Below are 17133 nucleotides of genomic sequence, written 5' to 3'. Positions count from 1 at the left end.
CCTGGAAGGAGATATTGTTATGAAGATTAAACCACCGAAAACCCGCGATGATTTAATCGCCCTGCTGAGTCTGACTGATCCCGACGAGCTGCAGGAATTGTATGATGCGGCCTATGCCGTCAAAGCGGAAAACGTCGGCCGCGTCGTCTACTATCGGGGACTCGTCGAGTTTTCCAATTACTGCATTAAGGATTGTAAATACTGCGGCATCCGCAAGAGCAACGACGAAGTGGAACGCTTCGATACGCCGCGGGAAGACATCCTCGATATGGCACGCTGGGCCTATGAAAATCAATACGGCTCCTTGACCATCCAGTCCGGTGAACGGCAGGACGAAGCCTTTATCGATTACGTCGAAGGCTTGATTCACGATATCAAGGCCTTGAGCAGCGGTAAGCTGGGGCTGACCCTCTGCGTCGGCGAGCAGACGGAAGAGACCTATCGCCGCTGGTTTGAAGCCGGCGCTCACCGCTACCTGCTGCGCATCGAGACCAGCAATCCCGCCCTCTACGCGACCCTTCATCCTGATGACGGCCACCATAAGTGGCAGGTCCGCAAGGCTTGCCTTGAAAGCCTGCGCCGCATCGGCTACCAAGTCGGAACAGGGGACATGATCGGTCTGCCCGGTCAGACCGTCGGCGATTTGGCAGACGACATCCTCCTCTACCGCGACATGGATATCGACATGATCGGTATGGGACCCTACGTCGTTCACCATAATACGCCGATTGGAAAAGCCGTCCTTGCCAGCGGCATGGACAGCAAGGAAGAGCAGCAGAAGCGACTGGAAATGGGTCTCAAAATGATTGCCGTTACCCGCCTCTTTTTGCCTGACGTCAATATCGCCGCGACGACAGCCCTGCAGGCCCTGCATCCCTTAGGCCGTGAACTGGGCTTAAAGGCCGGGGCAAACGTTCTCATGCCCATCGTTACGGTTCCCAAATTCCGGCCGCAGTACCTCTTGTACGACAACAAGCCCTGCGTCGATGAAGTACCGGACCAATGTAAAAACTGTATCAGTGCCCGCGTCGCCTCCGTCGGCGATACGATCGGTTTCGGTCAGTGGGGAGATTCGCCGCACTTTTTCCACCGCAAGTAAGGCTGGAAAAGATCTGCCTGGCATGCGGATAAGGTATATAGGTATATAAAAAAAGCAGGTCCCTTTAGGGACCTGCTTTTGTGATTGGCGGAAAGGGTGGGATTCGAACCCACGGTGCGTTGCCGCATCACTAGTTTTCAAGACTAGCTCCTTAAACCACTCGGACACCTTTCCACAACGAAAATATTATAGCAAAGTTTTGACAACTCCGTCAAGGTCGGCAGGGATACTTGATAATTGACGATTACATGGTATATAATTAGATGTATCTTTATGTCTAAATGATTTTGTTTATAGAAAAGGGGCTGTGATAATGTATCACATAAGTGTTTTGACAGGACGTCAGGATGAAGATGATTTTGGAGAGAGACTGCGCGATGTAGCGCGCGTTGAATATTGTCCTCCGGGAGATGAAGATGAATTAGCCGACAGGCTGCATGATACGGATGTCATCATCTGCCATGCCGAACCGATTACGGCTTCACTCCTTGAGGAACTCGATGACTTGAAACTCATTGTCGTCTTATCGACCCGGTCTGATAACGTCGACATAAAGGCGGCTCATGAAAAGGGCGTCATGGTCATCAATAATACTTCCTATTGTGTCGACGACATTGCCGATCATGCCTGCGCGATGATCTTGGCCTTGATTCGTCAACTTCCGGAATATCAAAGCGATATTCGGACCAACAACCGTTGGGAATTCGGGTCCGTCTCCTGGCCGCTTCACCGGGTCAGCAAAAATCTCATCGGTCTCGTCGGGTTCGGCCATGTAGGCCGTGCCGTTGCTTCGAGATTGCAGGCCTTCGGATGCAAAATCCAGGCTTACGATCCTTTCGTCAGTGAAAAGTTCATGATGGAAAGCAGCGTCCGTCCCGTCGATTTTGATAAACTTCTTCAGACTAGCGACGTCGTATCACTGCACATGCCGCTGAACGAATCGACACGCTATATTTTTCAGGATGAACAATTCGAAGAAATGAAGGAAGGGGCGATGTTCGTCAACTGCTGCCGCGGCGGTCTGGTTGATGAAGCGGCCCTGTACCACGCCGTCGATGACGGCCATATCCGCAGTGCCGCCCTCGATGCCCTGTCGACAGAACATCCGAGTCCGATGCTGCTGAAAATGATTGCCCGGCCGGAATTTTTATTGACGCCGAGCGTCAGCTTCCATTCCGTCGAAGCGGTGCGCGATGTCCGCGACGATGCCGAACGCTATATCCGGCTTTTCATGGCCGGTCACTATGATGAACTGCCCGTAGTTACCCTGCGGGACGGCGAATAATCTCGAGAGGGGCTGTACGATTTGCGCATCTGGAAATTGGCCTGTATGGCTCTGTTGAGCTGTCTCATACTGGCAGGCTGCGCGCTGGAAAATAAAACGGCTGACACGCCCGGGGCGGAGCAGGTTCCTCCCCGGGAAGTTGCCATGGCCGTACCGGAACAGGGGATTCCTGTTCTGATGTACCATATGATAGGCGACGTTCCGGATAATGACGCCGTTCTGTTAGAGTCTCATTTCCGGGAACAGATGAAATTCTTGAAAGATAACGATTTTCATCCCCTGACCATGGATCAGCTGTACGACTATGTAGCCAACGGCAAGCCCGTACCGGTCCGCCCGGTCGTCCTCACCTTTGATGACGGCTATCCCGATACGTACCGCATCGTCATGCCGATATTAAAAGAATACGGCTTTGCCGGGACGGTCTTCGTACCGACCTATGATACCGACCAGGGGACGCGCATCAATTGGCAGCAGGTAAAGGAAATGCAGGCTTCCGGCCTTACCATCGCTTCCCACAGCTATCGCCATGAGCGGGCGACGGAGATGTCGGGGAGTACCTTTGCGGACGAAATTAAAAAGAGTCAGGCCGAGTTGAAAGAGCAGCTCGGCATTACCAATGAATACTTCTGTTATCCCTATGGCGGATATACCCGGGAAGCCGGTGACGTCCTCAAGGCCGCCGGCATCAAACTGGCCGTGACCATGGATCCGGGCTGGGCTAAATACGGGGATAATCTGTACGCCGTCAAGCGAATTTGGATCGGCAATGCTGTCGATATAGAAAACTTTAAGCAGCGCGTCACGACACCGCACTACGAAGAACGTTAACTTTATTTTTTCGAGGTTACATATGAGGAAACACGTAAAAGAAATCGGTAAGTTTTTTATCTTTATCGCCATTTTTTTCTCCCTGACATCGCCCTTTGTCGTCCTCTTCGGACCCTTCGACAATTTGAAGCGCACCGTTGTGGGCGCCATCTTGAAAAGCCGCCATCCGCAGTACATCACGTGGCTTTTTACGCAGGAAGAAATCGATGAAATCTTAGGCGGTATCAGTTCGACGCCGAAGCAGGAGCTGTTTAATTTCAAGGCCCGCACGGACTCGACGCTTACCCTGAAAAATATCGATTCCAGCCGATTTAAGGGCTTCTTGCTGGAAGTTCCCGACCCCCATCGCCTGCAGGTCGCAACGGCAGCCAATATGGATGAAAAGGGCGATACGACGAGCGGCATTGCCGAACGCGTCGGTGCCGTAGCAGCTATTAATGCCGGCGGCTTTTATGATGCCAACGGGACCGGTACGGGCCGTCAGCCTTACGGCTTCATCATTCATGACGGGAAATACCTTCTCGGTCAGAACTCTTCCGATGATGAAACGAATGAATTCGTCGGCTTTACCTCCGGCGGCAACCTCATTGTCGGCAACTATTCTAAGGCTGAACTGAGAGAAAAGGACGTCGTCGAAGGCATTTCCTTCGGACCGGCCCTCATCGTCAATGGTGAAAAGATGATTACCCACGGCGACGGCGGCTGGGGCGTCGGACCGCGTACGGCCATCGGCCAGCGTAAAGACGGCACAGTACTGCTGCTGGTCATCGACGGCCGTCAGCCCGGCTATTCTGTCGGAGCGACCCTGCGTGACCTGCAGAACATCCTGTATGAAGAAGGGGCCGTCATTGCAGCCAACCTCGACGGCGGATCCAGCTCGACCTTATATTATAATGGCAAAGTTATCAACAAACCGGCGGACCTCTTGGGTGAACGCATGATTCCGACGGCGTTCGTCGTCAAGTAGGAGGGCAGGCTATGAGAATACGAAAGTTTATCGCCGTCTTTGTGGCCGGTATTGCCGTCCAAGCCGGCATTTATATTTATCTAGATCAAGTCTTGTTTGCGCCGACGTCGGATTTTCAAATCGGCGGTACGACTCAACAGGAAGCTATGGGCGACGGCACGGAAACGAATGGCCGCAGCTTCTATTCCTATGACAAGCGTTTCATGGCGACCATCCTCGACGATAAGGTCACCATCTATGAGGCCGGGAAAAAGAACGATCCCCAGCGCATCAATCTTCACGGCCGCAATGTATCTTTCTTTGAATGGCTCCCGGACCGTAACCTGGCTATCTTTGCGACCTATGGCCGCGACAATGAGACCGGGGAATACGGTGTCTATATCGCCCAGTACAATCCGATTTATCCCGATCGAGAATTAGATACGCCTATTGAAGATGCACCGGCAGACAGTAAAATTGTCGACGTCGCCTATTCGACGGCAACGAACGTCGTCTACATGAAGCTTCAAGTCGGCGAAGACCGTTACCGCATTTACCGGACCGACGCCAACTACGATACGCGGCGTATCCACGTCCAGGCTGAAAATATCGGCCGCATCGCCGTATTCTATGACTCGGATACCTTCTTCTATGACAACCTCAAGACGGGTGTCGTCTACATGCTCGATGGGGCTACCAGCAGCTGGCGTGAAATTTCGCCGAGCGGTGATTTCCGGCTCATCGGCCTTGACGGTCAGGAAATCTATATCGCTGAAATGAACCGCAGCGATAAAGTCATCGCTGCTTATCGCGGCCGCTTGGGCGTAGGCTTTAAGAAAATTGCTACCTATCAGACTCCGGAAGACTTCAACAGCATCACCTTAAACAGTATGCATGAAGCGTCGGAAAAGTCCGATAAAATGGAAAAGGAATAGGTGATTGGCCTTGGCAAAACATAAGATTCCTAAGAATCGTTCAATTGAAGATATGTTTAAAGGTGTGCAGGAAGAAGCTACCTTTGAAACGACGGGCTGGGAAGACGATGATGCAAGTCCTCGCCGTCAATCTGTCCGCAAACCGTCAGGAAAACAGACGGCCGGTGATTTTCGCCGCCAGTTCTTTACCGATGACCTTCAGGAAAAAGTGGGGTCCATCCTCCTCGATATCAAGATGGCCTATTTTAAAGACGGAGTCGGTGACATTTCTCTGGAAGTCGTGAAAGACGGCCGCAATGTGGTCATCAAAACGGCCCCCAAGACCAGTAAAAAACTGCGTAAATAGCTTCGCCGCCGATCGTCGTTGAAGGAGGCTTGGCCATGGAACACACGGACTTAGAAAAACAGTTTCACTGCGGCCCCATTACGGCTGTATATGAAAATTCAAAATGGTTTTCCGGATTTATGAAAGTCTTGTTTCTCCTAGTGGCCATTTACTTTTTCTGGCTCATGATGGGTGAAACCCACCTCGTCGAGCATCTCGACAACTGGGCCGTCCTGGCATTCTGTCTGTGGCGCATCCATCGGCAGAACGACGCCATGTGCTATGTGGCGGAAAAGGGAATTATCGTCCGCCGCCAGTTCCGCTCCCTTCACGAATTTTATGACGACCAGTTTCACTCTGATCGAAGCCTGGTATTTTTGCCTTATAAGGATATCTTTGTCATCGGTGATACGTGGCAGGAAATCCAATTGGGGCAGGCTGAAGAAGGTGGGCTCGTCGTACTCCCTGTCCGGCTCCAATTCCTGTCGAAGCGGAGCAAACAGCAGATTATCGACACCATTAAGGACAGGCAGGACAAGGGTGATGAAGCGTAACGGAGCGCTTTATTCAAGATATGCATCAATCAGCATGGAAACATGCTGATTTTTCATTGCAAAAACCCTTTATCTTTTTAACGAAATAAAGTAAAATATGTCTTATACATCAGGATGCGGTCTTTTCCTGTATATGATGACCGCCTTTGATGAAAGTAGGGAAACTCTGAGGGTTCGGATTGAGGACCGGGAAGGGAGTTTCTGACAGCCTTTAACCGTTATGTTACCTTGTAAGGAGGAATTTACATGAATTGGAAAAAAATATTGGCTGCCGGTGCTTTGACGGCAGCAGCGGCTGCATTGCTCGTCGGCTGCGGCAGTGATACCAGCAGCCAGGCAGAACAGAAACTGCCGGATAAAATCGTCATCGGCCTCGATGACAACTTCCCGCCCATGGGCTTCCGCGATGAAGGCGGAAATCTCGTCGGCTTCGATATCGACCTGGCTCAGGAAGCTTCTAAACGCCTCGGCGTCCCTGTCGAATTTAAGCCCATTGATTGGGACAGCAAAGAAGCGGCTCTTAAGAGCAAGCAAGTCGACCTGTTGTGGAACGGCCTGACCATTACGGACGAACGGTCTCAGCAGATCGCTTTTTCCAAGCCCTATATGCACAACCAGCAGCTCCTCGTAGTCCGGGCTGATTCACCGATTACCAATCGGGAAGGCCTGGCCGGCAAGGTTTTGGGAACCCAGGAAGGCAGCAGCTCTATCGATGCCTTGGAAAAGAACATGGACTTCCAGAAATCCTTATCTAAAGTCAATAAATACGGCGACTTCGTCAACGCCTTCATGGACCTTGAAATCGGCCGTATCGACGGTGTTCTCGTCGACAGTGTCGTAGGCCGCTATTACATGACCAAGAAGCCGGGCCAGTTCAAAGTCATTGACGACAAAATGGGTGACGAACAATTCGGCGTCGGCCTGCGTAAAGATGATAATCTGCTGCGGGATAAACTCAATGATGTCTTGAAACAGATGAGTGAAGATGGTACAATGACTAAGTTGTCCCAGAAGTGGTTTAACGAAGATATTACCATAAAAGTACGGTAATCGGGAAAGATGTACGAGAAAACAACCTTTCGGTCAGATGACGCCGACAGCTCCACGCCTTGGAGAGGTCCCCGGCATGGACGGAGAGGTTGTTTTTCCGTGTTGCACACTGCCTGTGTGAATCGCCGTGCCTGAAAAGGAGCCAGCATGGATTATTTAATTCAGATTGTGCCTGCCGTCGCTGCAGGCTTGAAAATTACACTACAAATTTTTATCATTACCATCGTCTTGAGTCTGCCCTTGGGCATCGTCATGGCCGTGGCCCGTATTTCTAAAATTGCCGTCCTGCGCAAACTCATGTATGCTTACATCTATGTCATGCGCGGTACGCCGTTGATGCTGCAGATTTTGTTCATCTACTACGGCCTGCCCTTTATCATCGACGGCTTTACCCTGCCGGCTTTTCCGGCGGCAATCATCGCCTTCGTCTTTAACTATGCGGCCTACTTTGCCGAAATTTTCCGCGGCGGCATCCAGTCCATCGACCGCGGTCAGTATGAAGGGGCTAAGGTGTTGGGGATGACCTATATTCAGACCATGCGCCGCATCATCCTGCCTCAGGTCGTAAAACGGGTTCTGCCGCCGGTATCCAATGAAACGATTAACCTGCTTAAAGATACGTCTCTCGTTTACATCTTGGCCATGAACGACATCCTGCGCATTACGCGGTCTATCGTTCAGCGCGACTTCGATACGACAGCCTTCTTGGTGGCTGCTGTATTCTATCTGTTCTTTACGTTTATCCTGACCAAAATTTTCGGTTACCTGGAAAAACGCTACGCCGTCTATGATGAATAAGGAGGACGTCTTGTTATGAGTTTTATTGAAATGGACCATATCCGAAAGAGTTTCGGGAGTTTGGAAGTATTAAAAGACGTCTCCCTCCACGTCGAAACGGGGGAAGTCGTTTCCATCATCGGCCCGTCGGGGAGCGGTAAGAGTACCTTTTTGCGATGTCTTTGCCAATTGGAAACCATCAACAGCGGTTCTATCGTCGTCGACGGCAAGACCATGGCCAGCACGCCTGCCGGAAGCCAGCGCGCCGTTTACGCACCGGCTGCGGATGTTCGGGCTATCTGCCGCCGCATGGGCATGTGTTTCCAGCATTTCAACCTGTTCCCTCATATGACTGTGTTGGACAACATCTTGGAAGCGCCCCGTGTCGTCAAGAAGATGAAAACCGAGGAAATCATGCCCCATGCAGAAGAACTGCTTAAAAAAGTAGGCTTGTGGGAAAAAAGAGATACCTATCCGTCACGCCTTTCCGGCGGCCAGCAGCAGCGCGTGGCCATTGCCCGGTCTCTGGCTATGGATCCGGACATCATGCTGTTTGATGAACCGACCAGCGCCCTTGATCCGGAGTTGACCGGTGAAGTCCTGCGCACGATACAGCAGCTGGCTGACGAAAACATGACCATGGTCATCGTAACTCACGAAATGGCCTTTGCGAAAGAAGTTGCCGATCGGGTCATTTTTATGGCGGACGGCATTATTCAGGAACAAGGCAAACCGGAAGACGTCTTTGAACATCCGCAGAACGAACGGACGCAAAGCTTCCTCCAGTCCATGCTGCGGTTCTGATTTTTAGAACTGCTCGCCTTACAGGCCCTGCCGCAAAAAAAGCCCCTATCGGGGCTTTTCTTTTACATGGGGCATTCAGTGCCCCGCAGGTGGCATAGTATACCCAATCTGTGCTATAATGATTTCATACGTGAATAAGACATTATTCTATCGAAAGGTAGTGACCTAACATGACACAATTAAAATTGCGTTCAGGATTTACTTTTGATGTAACCAATCTTTACGGCCCTCAGGCCGTCACAGAAGCTGAGGTCAAAGACTTTGCACCGGTCTATACCAAAGCCCATGAAGCTGTAATGAACATGCGTAAAAACGGTACGATGCCGGGCCATCTCTCCAAAGACGGGGAACCGGAAGCCGTTCTTTTTACGCAGCTCCCGTACATCGAAGATGGCAATATCAACAGTCCGGAACGCATTTTTGCCCTTGAAGAATTGGCACGGACGACGCGCAATCGCGTCGATGCCGTCGTATTCCTGGGGATTGGCGGTTCCTACTTGGGCGGCAAGGTACTGTTTGACGTCCAGTGCGGTGAATTTTGGAATATGAAGAGCACGGAAGAACGCAACGGCTACCCGAAAGCCTTCTTTGCCGGCAACAACGTCGACTCTCATAAAATGTCCGGCCTCATCCAGTTTTTGAAAAATGACAGCCAGAAGAAGCCGAATTACACGGTCATGGCCGTCGTCATTTCTAAATCGGGTTCGACAATCGAACCGATGTCGAACTACATGGTACTGAAACAGGCTATGAGCGACGCCGGTATTTCCCTTGAAACGGTAGCTGTTACCGATCCTCACGACGGCGGCGATAAAGAAACATTGCTCCACGGCCTGGCTAAAAAATCGGGCTGGCCTATTTTCTACGTTCCCGATGGCATCGGCGGCCGCTTCAGCGTCTTTTCCGAAGTCGGCCTCATCGTCGGCGCTTTAACGGGCTTCAGCATTCGTCAGTTCCTCGACGGCGCTCGTGACATGGATCATGCCTGCCAGGATCCGGATATTTGGAAAAATCCGGCTCTCCTCAACAGTGTCCTTAAATTCCTTGCCGGCAAGAATCACGGCCGCAATCTGGAAGTTCTCATGCCCTATGCCGACACCTTGAAATCCTTGTCGGAATGGTACATTCAGCTCCTGGCGGAATCCCTCGGCAAACGCCTCGACAAACAGGGCAATGTCGTCAACTATGGCCGTACGCCGATCGTTGCTGTCGGTACGACGGATATGCACGCCCAGACCCAGGAACATCAGGAAGGCCCGAAGGATAAAGTCGTCCAGTTCGTCTCCATCGAAAACTGGCCTGATGACGTTACGGTTCCTCACCTTTACGATGAATATCCGAAGTTGGCTGCCTTCAGCGGTCTGCCCCTCAGCCAGATTTTGGAAGCGGCCCGCAGTTCCAACGCCGAAGCCCTTGCCGGTGACGGCCGTCCCAGTGCCAACTATATCATGCCGGCCATGACACCGTATCACTTGGGGGAATTGATGTTCATGCTCTGCCTGTCCATTGCCTATGAAGGCGAATTTGCTAATGTCGATGCTTTCAATCAGCCCGGCGTCGAAGTTTATAAGAAATTCCTCGGCGGCCGCCTGAAAAAATTACAGGAAGGTTAATCTATGAATGTATTAGTTACGGGCGGTGCGGGATATATCGGCAGCCACACGGTCAAGGCGCTGCTGGCAGAAGGCCATAAGGTCGTCGTCATTGACAACTTGTCCCGCGGCCATCGCGCAGCCGTTCCGGAAGAGATTCCCTTTTACGTCGTCGATATCCACGATATCGATGCCGTTCGCCGGATTCTCGAAGATATGAATATCGATGCTGTCATGCATTTTGCGGCTCACAGTCAGGTTGGCGAATCGATGGACAATCCGACCATTTATTACGATAATAATGTCGTCGGGTCCTATAGTTTGCTTGAAGCCGTTCGCCAGGCGAAGGTCAAATACTTCGTATTCTCGTCGACGGCCGCCGTCTATGGCGAGCCGGAACAGACGCCGATTACGGAAGATATGCCGTACCAGCCGACCAATGTCTACGGCCAGACCAAACTCATGATCGAAATGATGCTGGCTCAGTTCAGCCGAGCTTACGGTCTGCACTATGTGGCCCTGCGCTACTTCAATGCTGCCGGAGCGGATGGAGGCGGAGCTATCGGGGAAGATCATACGCCCGAAACGCACCTCATTCCTTTGATTTTGCAGACGGCTTTGGGACAGCGTGACAGTATTAAAATTTTTGGTACCGACTATCCGACTTCCGACGGGACCTGCATCCGTGACTACATCCACGTCACCGATCTGGCAGATGCTCACGTGCGGGTTCTTCGCTACCTGTCCGAAGGCGGCGAGTCGCAGTACTTTAATCTCGGTTCTCAGAACGGCTTCAGTGTCCGGGAAATGATTGAAGCCGCTAAAAAAGTTACGGGCCGGGATTTTAAGGTCGAAGAAGCACCGCGTCGTGCCGGAGATCCGGCAGTTCTCATTGCAGGATCTGAAAAAATCCGCCGCTTTACAGGCTGGCAGCCGACGCACAGTAAGGTAGAACAGATTATTGCTGATGCCTGGAACTGGCATCAGCATCATCCGCAGGGGTATGGCGATAAAAAATAGGGGTTTATCGCTCCTGCAAAAAGCAAGGAACGGTATCGTTCAACGTCGCAAGACATGGCTTCCCTATGTGGGGATACTTGTCTGCCTTGGCGCTGTTTGGTTTTTGTGGGAAGAGCCCCAGGGACAAGTAAACATAAAACGGGATGCCTCTCAGCAGCAAGCTGGGAAGCATCCCGTTTTTGATACGCCGGAAGAGGAGTCAGAGGCTCGCCTTGTCTACGACGTGCGGCCTGCGATACAGTATAAGCCCTTGCCCGACTTATTTGGCGGCAGTTTGCCGAAGAAGACTGCTGCCGCAGAACAAATAGGGGGACAATCCGTTTCGCCGACAGTACCGCCCGTGAAGGAAAGAAAAGTCCTTCAGCCGCAATGGACCTTGCCCACCGTTGGCGGGTTTATTCATCAAGGTCAGGAGAGCCTGGTCATTTTGCAGTGGCAGGGGAAATCGGCTGCCTGCTCTGCCGGAGAAACCTGGCAGGGCTGGTACGTTGCCTATATTAACCGACAGGCTGTAGGACTCATACGGGACGGAAAACTTTGGGAAATTCGTTTGTGATGGGGAGAAAGGAAGTGTCATGAATTTTTATACCAAAGCCTGGGCGGCGGCCGTCTGTTGTTTCCTGCCTTTTCAGGCCTCCGCAATCGATATCCAGGTGAGGGATGTCCCTGTTCGGACGGTTCTCGAAGGTCTGGCACGATCCGGCCATATTAATCTTATCGTCGATGACAGTGTAGAAGGGACCCTTTCTATGACCCTGCATGATATCAGTATCGAAGATGCGCTGCGGGCGATTTCCGACAGCAAAGGCCTTTTTTACGATGCCTCCGGCCCGATACGAACGATAACCGGACCGCGTACCGGGAAGAATGTAAAAACCTTTCATACGTGGCAGCTCCGGTATGCCGATCCGGAAGCGGTGAAGAAAGCCGTCGAAGCTGCCGTTCCCGAAGCCGATGTACGCTGTCATGGTGATACAAATACCGTCGTTGTCGGCGGGTCCATGCAGACACAGGCGGCGGTACAGGCCCTGGTCAAACGCCTCGATGTGCCGCCGCGGCAGGTTGACGTGTCTGTCGAAATTGCCTCTATTGAGGACAGCCTGCTGAAACAAACCGGCATCGAATACAACTGGTCGACCGTAGAAGGCGGTGCCGACCACAGTATTTTTTCCTTGTCCGGGACGATTCATGCTTTAGAGGAACGGGGCAAGGCTGAGATTTTAGCCCGGCCCCATATCGTCGCCAGCAACGGCAGAGAAGCGCACATCCTCATTGGCGATAAGATTCCCGTTCAGACTGAGCACCTTTCCGGCCAGGACAGGTCCATCAGTACGGCCTATGAAGAGGCGGGAATCAAATTGACCTATACGCCGCAGGTCCATCCCGATAACTCGGTGACGGCCGACCTCTTTGCTGAAGTCAGTACGCCGGTATTTGTGCCCGAGCTGAAGGCTTACCGGATTGCGACTCGTCAGGCCCGGACGACGGTACGGCTGCAGGAAGGGGAGCCCTTGGTTATCGGCGGCCTCATTCGCCGTGAAGATATTGAACATTTTCGAAAAGTGCCTCTTTTAGCAGACCTGCCTCTGATCGGGAAATTATTCCGCTATCATTATAAGTCGCATAAAAATACAGAACTGGTTTTGATTTTACGATCGAAGGTACTGCCTGATTAGTACGACGTTTTACGCCAATTTAGTCGATTTTTAGGGAAAGATTTTCTTGACTTTCATTTATTTTCCTGTATAATCTAGTTCAACAATTAATTTCCTGATAACAGTTGTGACGGAAAAAAGTAGGGCCTTTAAACTTTTCAGAGAGTATCCGGGTGGTGTGAGGATACAGGGGACGAGGCGTGAAGTTCATTCCTGAACTGTACGGCTGAACATTAGTAGGCTGTACCGGGGCGGCTGCCGTTATACGGCCATGAGTTGATCGATTCAAGATAAATAGGGTGGTACCGCGGATTTTCCGTCCCTGGGTGCCACCCTTTTTTTATTCTATCGATAAATTGGGTGGTACCGCGACTTCGTCGTCCCTTTTTAGGGGCGATTTTTTTTCGGGAAATTAAGAAGAGAGGAGTTTTTATTATGGGAACAACAGGAATTCAAATTGTCATTATTTTAGCCTATATCGGCGTACTCTTCGGCATCAGTTGGTATGTGAAGCGCAAGGCTGCGGCATCGGCCGAAGCTTATGTATTGGCTGGCCGCAGATTGACGACGCCCCTTATCATGGTATCCATCGTCGGCTTGGCCGTCGGCGGGGCCTCGACGATCGGCGTTGCCGAGCAGGCTTATAAAGTCGGCCTGTCTGCCGGCTGGTACACGGCGGCTTGGGGCATCGGCGCCATCGTCATGGGACTGACCGTTGCCAAGAAGTACCGCCGCCTCAATATTACGACCGTGCCGGAACTTCTCGAACGGTATTATGACCGCCGCAGCATGGTCGCCGGCATCGCCTGCCAGGTCTTGGTACAGCTCGTCGTCATGAGCCTCCAGTACGTTGCCGGAGGGGCCGTCCTGGCAGCCCTCATGCCGGATATCTTCACGCCGGTGACGGGCATGTTCACCAGTGCTGTCGTCTTCATCGGAATTACCCTGATCGGCGGCATGTGGTCAGCCAGCCAGTCCAATATCCTCAACGTGACCCTGCAGTACATCGGTATTACCGTAGCCGCCTTTCTCATCGTAGCCATGGCCGGCGGCATCGACATCGTTGCCATTCAGGCGCCGTCGGTGACGACGATGGATTTCTTCAGCGGTGTCGGCCCGATGACGATTGTTACCTGGATCGTCGTCTTGATTACGGTCAATATTTCCCTCCAGGCTATCATTCAGATTTCTCTTGGCGCCAAAGATGTACAGACGGCTCGCAGAGGATTCATCATCGGCGGATTGGTCATGCTTCCCGTCGGCTTCATCGCAGCGCTGCTCGGCGTCATTGCCTCGGAAATGTATCCCTCTATTTCGCCGACGACGGCTTTGCCGCAGCTTATCATGTCGCTCAATCCCTGGATTGCCGGGATTACCTTAGCTTCTTTGTGGGCAGCTGACGTCAGTACGGCCTGCAACTTACTCTTGTCGGCAGCGACCCTTTATTCTCACGATATTCATAAGCAGTTCATCGATCCCCGGATGTCGGATAAGAAATACATGGCTGTCACCCGCATTTCGGTACTCCTGTTAGGCCTTTTGACGCTGGGCTTTGCCCTCACGATCAGCGGCATCATTTCAACGCTCATGGCGGGCTTGTCGCTTATGACGGCCTTTGCGGTCATCGTACTCATGACCATGTATGCGCCGGCCTACTGCTCGCGACAGGCCGCCTTCTATACGATCATGGTCTCGATTATCGTCCTCGCCGCCTGGATGCTCGTTCCGGCCGTTCGCGTTCTGCCCCATGTCATCTATGCCGAATGGATCGTCTGCAGCCTTACTTTCTGCGGCATCAGCCTGGCATCCAAAAAGTCTATTTCGACGGAAGGCCTGTCTGAGAAAATCAGCGCACCGGCCCAGCATTAAAACCTTATTGCCAAAAGGCGTTGCCGACGGCAAACCCGAGCCAGCAGCAGAGAAAGCCGCCGATGACGTTGAATGAAAAATAGGCGGCTGCTGATAAGATGTCGCCTGTGCGGACCAGGGTCAGCAGCTCCATGTTGTACGTGGAAAATGTCGTAAAGCCGCCTAAGATACCGGTAACGAAGAAGAGTTTGACTGTCGGCGGCAGAGTGGACATTTGAGTAAAGAATACGAAGAGGAGGCCGATGCAAAAAGACCCGATGGTGTTAGCCAGAATCGTGCCGTAAGGAAGGCTGACGGCTCCGCAGCGAACTGTCAGCTGTGTGATTCCGTAGCGCAGGGCGGAACCGATGCCACCGCCGAGGGCGATGAAGATGATTTTTTCCATGAGATACTCCTTTTATAAATGCAATGAAATGGATTCAATTGACGGTATTGCCTTTTATAAGATAGCATGATGTCCCTTCAAGGGCAACCGACTGGGAGCGGATTTTCTTTTCCGTCGCTCTGTTTTTACGGGCTGCTGGCCCGTTGAAGCAATCTGTGATACAATATAGGATACCTAAGACGAGAGCCGTCTCTTCAGGCGACTTGGTGGATCTTGAAGGATTTGCACGGAAAGCTCCCTTAGCCGGGGAGCTTTTGCCGTATAAAGGGGGAATGTCGATGAGCTGGCAAGTAGAGAAGGCACTGGATGAACTCATGAGTCAGGAAACCGGTGCCGTTATCTATCCGTTTGGGACGCGGCGGGCTATGGCTATTTGTTATCCCAATACGTATGACGTTGCCATGAGCAATCTGGGGATGCAGATTATTTACCGCGAAGTAAACAGCCGTGAGGACTGGCTCTGTGAGCGAGCATTCCTGCCGGATAAAGAATTGATGAAAGTCTTTGAGAAGACCGGTGAACCGCTGGTCTCTTTAGAGAACAGGCGCCCGCTTTCGGACTTTGAAATCCTCGGCCTGTCCGTCAGTTTCGAGATGGATTATTTCAACGTACCGGCCATTTTGAAAATGGGGCGGATTCCTGTTTTAGCCGCCGACCGCGGCGACGACGACACGCTGGTCGTCATGGGAGGGCCCGTTGCCTTCTTTAATCCCGAGCCGCTGTCGCCTTTTGTCGACGTCGTCATGGTCGGTGAAGGTGAAGGCTTTATCCATGCCTTCCTCGATGCCTACCGTGAGGCCAAGGACCAGGGACTCGGGCGGCACGATCTCCTGCGCTATTTGGCGCAGCACGTGCCGGGTATCTATGTGCCGTCTCTCTACCGACATGAGTACGATGATGACGGCCATCTTCTGCGAATCGTCCCGGAAGAAGGGATTCCGGCGAAGGTAGAACGGCAGTGGCGCGAACTGACTCAGCCGGGAGAAACGGTCATTGCCACGCCGAATACGGAATTCGGTGCTATGTATCTCATTGAAATCGCCCGGGGCTGCGGTCGTCACTGTCGTTTTTGCATGGCCGGCTACTGTTACCGGCGGCCTCGCGTCCGACCCTTGGAATACGTCAAATCGGCGGTCCTGCGCGGTAAGAAATTGGGGAAGAAAATCGGCCTCATGGGGGCAGCTATTTCAGATTATCCTTATATCGATGAATTAGTCACCTTTATTCGTGAACAGGGCCTCGGCTTTTCCTGTGCCTCCCTCAGGGCTGATTCGATTACGCCGGCCATCGTAAAGGGGTTGGCTGAGAGCGGGCAAAAGACGATTACCCTGGCACCGGAAGCGGGCAGTAAACGGATGCGGGATATCATCAATAAGGGGATTACGGAAGAACATCTGCTGCAATCCATCGACCTTGCGACGGAAGCGGGAATTCGTCATGTGCGCATGTATATCATGGTCGGCCTGCCCATGGAAGAAGATGCCGATATTGAAGGCATCGCTGCCATGACCCGCCGCGTTCAAGAGCATATGAAGGCCATCGGCAATACGAGCCGCATTACTCTCAGTATCAATCCCTTTATTCCTAAGCCGCTCACGCCGTTTCAGTGGATGGCCATGACCGATAAGAAGGTCGTTGAGAAACGGCTGGCCTTTTTAAAGAAGGCCTTAAAAGATAAACAGATCGAGCTGCTCATCGAGCCCTTGCGGTCGGCTTACATCCAGGGCGTCCTGTCCCGGGGAGACCGCCGTGTCGGGGACCTTTTGGCCAAAGCCTGTGAATACGGCGGCGTCAAAGGCTGGAAGCGGGCAGCTAAAGAGCTTCATTTTGATATCGACGGATTTTTATATGACCAGCGGCCCCTCGATGCGGTCTTACCTTGGGATACCTTGGATCCCGGTTTGGTGCCGACCTATCTGACCGACGAGTTAAAGAAGGCCGAAGCCGGTGATTACACCCTGCCTTGCTTTGAGGGCTGCCGCCGCTGCCATATTTGTGGAGGCTGA

The 17133-nt window shown here is 52.2% G+C and carries 17 protein-coding genes, 1 tRNA gene and 1 other annotated feature; of the genes, 16 read left to right on the top strand and 2 right to left on the bottom strand.

What is annotated here, in order from left to right; all coding sequences use genetic code 11:
• Positions 1 to 19: 19 nt before the first annotated feature.
• On the top strand, positions 20 to 1099 hold the full coding sequence (gene hydE, locus QZQ46_RS00165; RefSeq protein WP_296825948.1) for a [FeFe] hydrogenase H-cluster radical SAM maturase HydE: 1080 nt from the start codon (positions 20 to 22) through the stop codon (positions 1097 to 1099).
• Positions 1100 to 1184: 85 nt separating this feature from the next.
• Here the strand turns inward: hydE and QZQ46_RS00160 are convergent.
• Positions 1185 to 1273: transfer RNA gene (locus tag QZQ46_RS00160), tRNA-Ser, on the bottom strand.
• A 139-nt stretch (positions 1274 to 1412) separates the two neighbouring features.
• On the opposite strand from QZQ46_RS00160, the gene QZQ46_RS00155 reads away from it, so the two are divergent.
• The 14 genes from QZQ46_RS00155 to QZQ46_RS00090 all read left to right on the top strand — a co-directional run bounded on the left by QZQ46_RS00155 (position 1413) and on the right by QZQ46_RS00090 (position 14742).
• Positions 1413 to 2384, top strand: coding sequence for a C-terminal binding protein (locus QZQ46_RS00155; protein WP_296825947.1), 972 nt, complete (start codon positions 1413 to 1415; stop codon positions 2382 to 2384).
• Between the two features lie 21 nt (positions 2385 to 2405).
• Positions 2406 to 3215, top strand: a complete 810-nt coding sequence (locus QZQ46_RS00150) for a polysaccharide deacetylase family protein (RefSeq protein WP_296825946.1) — start codon at positions 2406 to 2408, stop codon at positions 3213 to 3215.
• 22 nt (positions 3216 to 3237) lie between these two features.
• Complete coding sequence (locus tag QZQ46_RS00145) at positions 3238 to 4182, top strand: phosphodiester glycosidase family protein (RefSeq protein WP_296825945.1); 945 nt, start codon at positions 3238 to 3240, stop codon at positions 4180 to 4182.
• Between the two features lie 11 nt (positions 4183 to 4193).
• Positions 4194 to 5096: a hypothetical protein gene (locus QZQ46_RS00140; protein WP_296825944.1), complete on the top strand. Its 903-nt coding sequence runs from the start codon at positions 4194 to 4196 to the stop codon at positions 5094 to 5096.
• Between the two features lie 10 nt (positions 5097 to 5106).
• On the top strand, positions 5107 to 5442 hold the full coding sequence (locus QZQ46_RS00135) for a hypothetical protein (protein WP_296825943.1): 336 nt from the start codon (positions 5107 to 5109) through the stop codon (positions 5440 to 5442).
• Positions 5443 to 5477: 35 nt separating this feature from the next.
• Positions 5478 to 5975, top strand: coding sequence for a hypothetical protein (locus QZQ46_RS00130; protein ID WP_296825942.1), 498 nt, complete (start codon positions 5478 to 5480; stop codon positions 5973 to 5975).
• 246 nt (positions 5976 to 6221) lie between these two features.
• On the top strand, positions 6222 to 7025 hold the full coding sequence (locus tag QZQ46_RS00125; protein ID WP_296825941.1) for an amino acid ABC transporter substrate-binding protein: 804 nt from the start codon (positions 6222 to 6224) through the stop codon (positions 7023 to 7025).
• 147 nt (positions 7026 to 7172) lie between these two features.
• Positions 7173 to 7823, top strand: coding sequence for an amino acid ABC transporter permease (locus tag QZQ46_RS00120; protein ID WP_296825940.1), 651 nt, complete (start codon positions 7173 to 7175; stop codon positions 7821 to 7823).
• Between the two features lie 15 nt (positions 7824 to 7838).
• Positions 7839 to 8606 carry an amino acid ABC transporter ATP-binding protein gene (locus QZQ46_RS00115; protein ID WP_296825939.1) on the top strand — a complete coding sequence of 256 codons (768 nt, stop codon included), beginning with the start codon at positions 7839 to 7841 and terminating at the stop codon, positions 8604 to 8606.
• 170 nt (positions 8607 to 8776) lie between these two features.
• Entirely contained in the window at positions 8777 to 10219 is a 1443-nt protein-coding gene (locus QZQ46_RS00110) for a glucose-6-phosphate isomerase (RefSeq protein WP_296825938.1), read from the top strand.
• Positions 10220 to 10222: 3 nt separating this feature from the next.
• On the top strand, positions 10223 to 11218 hold the full coding sequence (galE, locus tag QZQ46_RS00105) for a UDP-glucose 4-epimerase GalE (protein ID WP_296825937.1): 996 nt from the start codon (positions 10223 to 10225) through the stop codon (positions 11216 to 11218).
• Between the two features lie 67 nt (positions 11219 to 11285).
• Complete coding sequence (locus QZQ46_RS00100) at positions 11286 to 11774, top strand: hypothetical protein (RefSeq protein ID WP_296825936.1); 489 nt, start codon at positions 11286 to 11288, stop codon at positions 11772 to 11774.
• Between the two features lie 19 nt (positions 11775 to 11793).
• Positions 11794 to 12894, top strand: a complete 1101-nt coding sequence (locus tag QZQ46_RS00095; protein WP_296825935.1) for a type II secretion system protein GspD — start codon at positions 11794 to 11796, stop codon at positions 12892 to 12894.
• Positions 12895 to 12991: 97 nt separating this feature from the next.
• Positions 12992 to 13261 (top strand) — a binding site (T-box leader).
• Positions 13262 to 13308: 47 nt separating this feature from the next.
• The gene (locus QZQ46_RS00090) at positions 13309 to 14742 is read left to right on the top strand and encodes a sodium:solute symporter family protein (RefSeq protein ID WP_296825934.1); all 1434 of its coding nucleotides are present in this window, start codon (positions 13309 to 13311) and stop codon (positions 14740 to 14742) included.
• Positions 14743 to 14746: 4 nt separating this feature from the next.
• On the opposite strand, the gene crcB is transcribed toward QZQ46_RS00090, so the two are convergent.
• Positions 14747 to 15127, bottom strand: a complete 381-nt coding sequence (crcB, locus tag QZQ46_RS00085) for a fluoride efflux transporter CrcB (protein ID WP_296825933.1) — start codon at positions 15125 to 15127, stop codon at positions 14747 to 14749.
• A 278-nt stretch (positions 15128 to 15405) separates the two neighbouring features.
• Between crcB and QZQ46_RS00080 the strand changes: the two genes are divergently transcribed.
• Positions 15406 to 17133: a radical SAM protein gene (locus QZQ46_RS00080; protein ID WP_296825932.1), complete on the top strand. Its 1728-nt coding sequence runs from the start codon at positions 15406 to 15408 to the stop codon at positions 17131 to 17133.

The organism is uncultured Megasphaera sp., from assembly GCF_900539295.1.
Lineage (GTDB): Bacteria > Bacillota > Negativicutes > Veillonellales > Megasphaeraceae > Megasphaera.
This window is presented reverse-complemented; position numbering and strand designations above follow the sequence as displayed.